The sequence below is a fragment of the Shewanella sp. M16 genome (assembly GCF_018224605.1).
Classification (GTDB): domain Bacteria; phylum Pseudomonadota; class Gammaproteobacteria; order Enterobacterales; family Shewanellaceae; genus Shewanella; species Shewanella oncorhynchi.
Genome location: NZ_JAGTUL010000077.1, coordinates 1 through 6668, shown reverse-complemented (window position 1 = coordinate 6668; position 6668 = coordinate 1). Strand labels below are relative to the sequence as shown.

The window sequence follows — 6668 nt, the reverse complement described above, 5'->3', positions numbered from 1 at the left end:
TGCGCACAATGTGACCGTAGATTCATGTTTAACTGCTGCCCTCGATACAATGCGCAGCATCGAGGGACGCCACAGGCGAGTTTAATATAATCTTCATTGTGCGAAGGTATGTCATTTTTCACGTTAAAAATGACATACCTTTTTTTTGATTTCTGTATACAAATATTTTCTTTTTTCGTTTGATTTATGTTTACAATAATCAAATATTTGATATAATGATTCACGTAAACAGTAATCAACCGGTAAGGGATTTAAAATGATAACCATGTATGTTGAAATTGATGATTTTATCCAGAATTTACGCAATTACATTTTCACAATTCCCGATTCTTTGCCCATTATTGAAGTCATTGCAAAGCTTGAATCTGGCACCGTTTGGTTCTGTCCTGCAGTTGCTTGTTTCAATCAGCCAGAAGTTACCTATGTTCTTGATTGGGTTAACGGTTTTGATTCTTATGAGGAGGTTGTGGACTCATTTGATGATTTCTATTCAGAGGCTTCTCAGGATGCAAAATGATTCTATCCGTGGAGGCGTTCGCTCAGGAGCGGGACGCCCTAAATCTGAACCCACTCAGATGGTCAGGGTTCCTCTTGGTTGCTTAGATGATGTTAAGGCTCTTATAGCTCGTTATAGGAAGGTTTCTGTGCAGCCTGATGGTCAAACTGATTGGGTTGGAAAAGGGATTATTAAACCGTAGGTTTGATGCTAGCGGAGCGTTACGCTTGTAAGCGGGGCGCTTTCCCCCGTGGTTTTCCGTCCTGCCAAGCCGCTTTTTTCTTTTCGCCTTACTTTCAGCGCGTTTTTGGCCTAACGGTCGAAGACAAAATTTACTTATAGCAATTTGTGGCCGCGAAGCGGTTCGGGTTCTAGTGACACCCGAACTTTACCATGATAACCCATGGTTTCTCATGACTACTCCAGATCAATCTCGCCTTTTTTATTTATTTTAATTCTACTTAGCGCTAATTCTATAACTAAATGCAATAACTCTGATTCTTGCATCGGTGACTTTTCAATATTTATTAATACCTTATTGATTTCTCTACATTTTAACTCCGTGTTTCTTTGCTCTTCCTTTGTTAAACGTAATGTTACTGGCATTTTTTCAGACCTTATTCCTAGTATTTCTACCATTATATATGCATACATGTTGACACGTGACGGGCGTGCATGTATACATGCACTCACATTCTAATAATGTTACATGTATACACGGATGCATTATGTTTTTTGATTGGCTGACTATAGAGCAGGATTTTGGTTTTGATTTACCATTCTTAGCGGATGTGGGCTATCAGCGTATTCGTATCGAGACAGGGGAGAGCAGTTCTATCAACCAAGCCCCTTTTCTCCACAAGGGTAGTTTTTGCGATACTATATTGGTTCAGATTCGTGGTTCAGTTTTGAAATTTTCGGGCAATCCATCACGATGGGATCGTCTGGACAATCTTTTTGGTTTACCCACTGTTGATTCGTGTGTTTCGGTTTATAACTCAATTTGTCGCCAGCTTAATCTTCCTGAGTTCACTCGTTGTACTCGTTTATTGCCTTGTCAAACACCTGATGCCACTCGCCAAAAATGGACGTCTAACGGTGCCATTATTAAAGAAATTCATATCACGCAAAATATTTCAGTTGGGGCTGGAAATGTTGATGATTATTTAGCGGGTTTATCAACTCAGCGTTATCGCCATTCCGTTCCACGTTTACATAGCAATGGTAAATCTGTTGATTGGTTGTCACCTAAAGGTAATGCGTCTCTTATTTATCCTACGGTTTACGATAAGGCCAATGAAATAGAATTACATGCTATGCCTAAGTTTAAAAATGCCTTTGGGGCAGAATCTGAAAATTATCTTTATTTAAAATCACTTGCTGATTATTGCCGCTCACTTGGAATTGTTCGTTTTGAACAGAAATTAAAATCACGCTATTTACAAAAAAATGACTTTTGCTATTGGGGTATGTCTGATTTATCCCGCTTAAACCAACTACACGATGAATTTTTAAACGTTGATAAAAAATTACAGGTAACCGCCATGGATTTTGAATCTATCTCTGAACGCCTTTTAACACTCGGTATTGTTGAAACTACACGCGCTGCCAATACGACTGCAATTTATGCTGTTCAGTGGATGCATGGCCATACTTTTGATTTTGCAAAGTCCCAGACACAAACGCATAGAGCCCGTCTGCGTAAAATCGGTATAGACATTGCCCAGCGCTGTAACATCGCCAAATTTAGTCCAATTTATGTCACTGCTACACGCGAAATAAAACCCGTACCCGTTCAAATTCCGTCTTGGTATCAAATGCCACGTCACTTATCTGTTGCTTAAAGGAGACAATATTATGCTTACTTTTGAAATTTTCCCTGATGAAGTCGCTTGTGAAATGCGCGTTATTAAAGGCAAGGACAGCAAGCCTGATAGACAGGTTTATGACCAAAAAGTGTATTTAAAAAAGGGTCGTCAGTTAATTCAATTAACTGTTACTCATAATTCGTTATTAGAGGCTTATCCAGCGGGAGAATATACGATTCATGATGATTCGTTTGAAGTCGAAAATTATTATGGTCGTGGTCAACTTAAATTTAATCCATATAACTTTAAGTTGCTTCCGTTAACTCAAGTTGACTCTAAGCCAAAAACTGAAAAGTCAGCCTCTAGTTACTAGGAATTCAAAATCATGACCTTATGCGTTGTTCAGCAGCCCGACAATTCTCTATTAGTTAGCTCTACTCAGCCATGTGACGGCTTTTATTTAGTTGACGCAAGGGATTTACAGGGACAGCTATCGGCCTCTGAGGTTTTGCTTTTGTTTGGTGCTGCCGCGTCACTCTACGCGCTTGTGTTTGTTTTTAAAATCGCCCGCCGACAACTCGGCTTTTAGTTAATGGAGTTTTACTTATGTCAAAATTAAAAAGTGTTCTTCTTATAGCGGTAACTCTTGGCGCATCTGTTCTTGCGCCTAGCGCTTTTGCTGCTGGTGCTGTCGATGTTACTGCCGCTACATCAACCTTAACAACTGATGGTTTAGCTGCTATAGCCGCCATTGGTGCATCTATGTTGGGACTGGCTGCTTTAGCTGTTGTGTTTAAATGGGCTAAGGCATCTATTTTCGGTTAATTCAAATTCAAATGTCGCGGGGTTCGCCCCGCTTTGAGGCTTTATGCTGATAACATTGACGGACTTAATATGGCTATTCGTTCTCTTGGTTTTAGTGGATGCTGTCAGGCGATTATTCTTCTAGCTGTCTCACTTCCTGCTTACTCTGCTTACACTCCACCTGCCACGCCTGATTTGCCCTTATCTTATGAATTCCTAGGTTCCAATGCTGAGGCTGAATCAACAGCTTTCTACAATACTCAGTGTGATTCTAATAATTTTTCGTGGCGCGGGGTTGATTGGGCTTGTGCCGTTGGTGACCCTGCGAACCCTATTTGTTATGTAAAAATGGCGTATCACGCTACTGATGTGAACAAATGCCAAGACTCTGGCGGAACTGACCCTGAGAACCCAGACCCTGAGAACCCAGACCCTGAGAACCCAGACCCTGATTCTTTGCAAGCGTCTAATCCTCACATTTTGCATCCAACAGCTTTTACTACTGAGTTAAAGGATATCCATAAAGATTTGGGTATTGTTTACGATGCAATATTAAAAGGTGCCCGTCAGGCTTCTTATACAAAAACTGCTATTGATATGCAGACTGGCTCTATAGCTAGAGATTTAGCTGAATTAACGAGGCATGTTGATGCTTCTGGTGATGGTATTTATACCGTTTTACAGGAAATGCGTACTGATATTAATTCTCAAACTAATTGGGTTAGTCAAAACCAAATGATTTTGGCAGAGTCAAAAAACCTTTTAAAAAGTATTGAGTCTAAAATGGGGTCTGGTTCTGGCTCTGGTGATGGTAATAATTATGCTGACTATAATCCTGCATTGAATCATATTGCTAATTCTATTGGTGAATTAAGCTCTTTATCTAATATTGTTAATAATACTTCTCAAATTGGCGCTATTAATAATATTTTGTCAGGTTCAATTAACAATAATCTTGCAAAGATAGCGGGTGAAATTGGTAAGCCTCAAGATAACTCTGCAATTATTCAGCAGCTTGTTGAGGCTAATGATGGTCTTACTGATATTGTTATTCGCATGCGTGACATTGAAAATGCTATAGGTAAATCTGAGAAGGGTATCGTTGATGCAATTAAAGAGAATGGCTCAGGTGGTCAGGGTTCTGACCCCGATGCTATTTCTGAAACTGGATGCGCTGCATTCTCTTGTTCTTCTAATACTCCACAGTGTTATATCGCTCGTAAAGAGTGGGAGCGCTCTTGTGCTGCAACTAAAAATGAAACTGATGCCAAGGGTTTAGTTGATTCGCTTACTTCCAGTGTTAAGGATTACAACGCATCTCCTGATTCTGATATTCAGAATATTGATGCGGGTACTATTAACACCAATACATTGATGCAGCATTACAACGAAAGTAATGGTTTTTCTTCTAGTGGTGCCTCTGAATGTCCACCTCCTTACACCGTTGATATTGTTATTTCCGTTATCACAATTGACCTGAGCCCGTTCTGTCAGCTTGCCTCTGTTATCAAATGGTTTGTAATTGCCTTCGCAACTGTTGGCGCTGGTTTAATGATTTCTAAATACTCATAGGTGACTTATGCCATATTTCTTTATGTTCCTCGCGTCTGTCTTTCCGTTCCTTGCTCAGTTCCTGACGGCCACAGTTGCCCGAGTTGCTGTTGCTGTTGGTTTTGGCACAGTAACCTATGCGGGTGTTGGTTTGATTTTTGATTCAATAATCGAAAAGTTAAATTCATCTACAGGCGTCCTTCCTCCACACGTAGCAACGTTTATCCATTTGTTAGGCATAGACACTGCCTTAAACATTATGATGTCTGCTGGATTCGCTTTGATGGTGTTGAAGGGCGCTTCCAGAGCAGGTGACATGCGCAAAACTGTATGGCGTAAGCCAGGCGATAAATCTGATGTTGATTGGGGTGCATAATGCTGTGTCTTTGTACTGGTAAGCCCGGGGCGTCAAAAAGCCTTAACACGCTCGCGCATCTTGTCACTACTAATCAGGGTGATAGGCCAATTTATTACACCAATATTCGTTTGTTAATGCTGGATTTTCGTGTTGCGAGTAGTTTCTCTGGCTGGTTCTATGGCAATTATTTACTAAAGCTAAAGAATAAAGGCGCGTTAAACCGTCTTAATAAGATTATTAAGCGTGTTCATGCCGATGATGAGTTTGTATCGTTACAGGACGTTCCTTGGCTTGAGAGTTTATTTGAGGCGTCTAATCCGTTGGAAACTTGGCTTTACTGGGTACGTAAACTGTATACGAAAAAGCAATTAACTCGCATTGAAGAGTTTATGTCTAATATGCCAGCCGATTTAATTACATTTGATTTGCTAGTTCAGTTCAACTTGCATTTTATACATTTCGAGAATGCTCGTGATTGGCATCTGTTGCCAAAAACTAGCAAAATCATTATTGATGAATGCCAACAATTCTTTCCTCCAAGAGCCGTTGGCTCTGTCGTTCCTGTACATATTTCCAAGTTTGAAACACACCGCCATAATGGTTATGACATTTATTTGATTACACAAGATAGGATGCTGCTGGATAGCAACGTTCGCAAACTGGTGAATAACCATGTGCATTATCACAACCCCTTTGGTGGTAATCGTGTTACACGTTATGAACATTCAAAGAGCTTTGATGCTGATAACTTTTTTGATTTAAAGGCAACACAAAATAGTTTTATAAAAAGGCCGACTAATTTTTATGGCTCTTATTTCAGTTCTGAAATGCACACTCACAAATTTAAAATGCCTAAGGTCTTTTACTATGCGCTTATTATTTTGGTGATAATTGGGGTTTTAATTGCGTTATTAATGTCAACGAAACTTTTTGCCTCCAATTCAGAGCCTAAGCCTATTGAAGCCTCTGGAACTTCTGCTAGTGCTGTTACTGAATCTAAAGTCTCATATCGTCCCAGTTCCTCAACGCTGCTTAATGACGCTGAGAAGGGGGCTTTGACGTCTTATGTCGAGAAGGCTGTAACTGGCGTCTATATTTCTGGTTCACAATACATTAAGTATTCAACGGGTATCGTGACGTTTGATTATGCGTTTTACAAACCCGAAACGGGCGAATCATTTAACCCGTACGCAATTGGATTCACACAGCACCCAATTAGTGAGTGCCTAGTCAGATTGACGTTTAACGATTTCACGACCTTTATCACCTGCAATCCACTCGATAAACCACAACCATTAGAAAACAATAATCAGCTGGCGTCTTCGTAGGCACAGATAGGGGGGCAGGCGAAGCGCCCCCCAATCATTCATCACAAGGATTATTTATGTTAACCACTTCTACTTTTGAACTTTTAATTTGTTTCTTGCTCGGAATAGTTTTAGGTATGTTTGCAACTGATTTTTTTTGGCTTGATGTACTTAAACATTTAGATGAAATTATTGTGTGTCACTAACTTTCTACAATGAGGATTTACTTATGCCATCTGTATGGGGTTACATAATCAAACCAGCGCTATTATGTGTTGCTGTTTTTACTATTGGTTTAATGGTCATTGTCTTGCTATTCAGCCCTAACTAAAGCTGCGCACAAT

The 6668-nt window shown here is 40.0% G+C and carries 9 protein-coding genes; 8 read left to right on the top strand and 1 reads right to left on the bottom strand.

Features of this window, described 5'->3' with window-relative positions:
* Window positions 1-256 precede the first annotated feature (256 nt).
* Window positions 257-517 (top strand): hypothetical protein, encoded by a 261-nt coding sequence (locus KFE26_RS23010; protein ID WP_212601834.1) that lies wholly within the window; start codon window positions 257-259, stop codon window positions 515-517.
* A 396-nt stretch (window positions 518-913) separates the two neighbouring features.
* On the opposite strand, the gene KFE26_RS23005 is transcribed toward KFE26_RS23010, so the two are convergent.
* On the bottom strand, window positions 914-1135 hold the full coding sequence (locus KFE26_RS23005; RefSeq protein WP_051128361.1) for a hypothetical protein: 222 nt from the start codon (window positions 1133-1135) through the stop codon (window positions 914-916).
* 89 nt (window positions 1136-1224) lie between these two features.
* Between KFE26_RS23005 and KFE26_RS23000 the strand changes: the two genes are divergently transcribed.
* The 7 genes from KFE26_RS23000 (at window position 1225) to KFE26_RS24250 (ending at window position 6530) form a co-directional block, all read left to right on the top strand.
* The gene (locus tag KFE26_RS23000; protein ID WP_212601833.1) at window positions 1225-2340 is read left to right on the top strand and encodes a phage/plasmid replication protein; all 1116 of its coding nucleotides are present in this window, start codon (window positions 1225-1227) and stop codon (window positions 2338-2340) included.
* Window positions 2341-2353: 13 nt separating this feature from the next.
* Window positions 2354-2677, top strand: coding sequence for a single-stranded DNA-binding protein (locus KFE26_RS22995; protein ID WP_212601832.1), 324 nt, complete (start codon window positions 2354-2356; stop codon window positions 2675-2677).
* 233 nt (window positions 2678-2910) lie between these two features.
* Entirely contained in the window at window positions 2911-3129 is a 219-nt protein-coding gene (locus KFE26_RS22990) for a major capsid protein (protein ID WP_212601831.1), read from the top strand.
* Window positions 3130-3198: 69 nt separating this feature from the next.
* A complete protein-coding gene (locus tag KFE26_RS22985) occupies window positions 3199-4680 on the top strand; it encodes a virulence factor TspB C-terminal domain-related protein (RefSeq protein ID WP_212601830.1) in 1482 nt (493 codons plus the stop codon).
* 7 nt (window positions 4681-4687) lie between these two features.
* Window positions 4688-5035 carry a DUF2523 family protein gene (locus KFE26_RS22980; RefSeq protein ID WP_212601829.1) on the top strand — a complete coding sequence of 116 codons (348 nt, stop codon included), beginning with the start codon at window positions 4688-4690 and terminating at the stop codon, window positions 5033-5035.
* Window positions 5035-6345 (top strand): zonular occludens toxin domain-containing protein, encoded by a 1311-nt coding sequence (locus KFE26_RS22975; protein WP_212601828.1) that lies wholly within the window; start codon window positions 5035-5037, stop codon window positions 6343-6345. The genes KFE26_RS22980 and KFE26_RS22975 overlap by 1 nt, the downstream gene beginning before the upstream one ends.
* Before the next feature lie 56 nt (window positions 6346-6401).
* Window positions 6402-6530, top strand: a complete 129-nt coding sequence (locus tag KFE26_RS24250) for a hypothetical protein (protein WP_283090829.1) — start codon at window positions 6402-6404, stop codon at window positions 6528-6530.
* Window positions 6531-6668 lie beyond the last annotated feature (138 nt).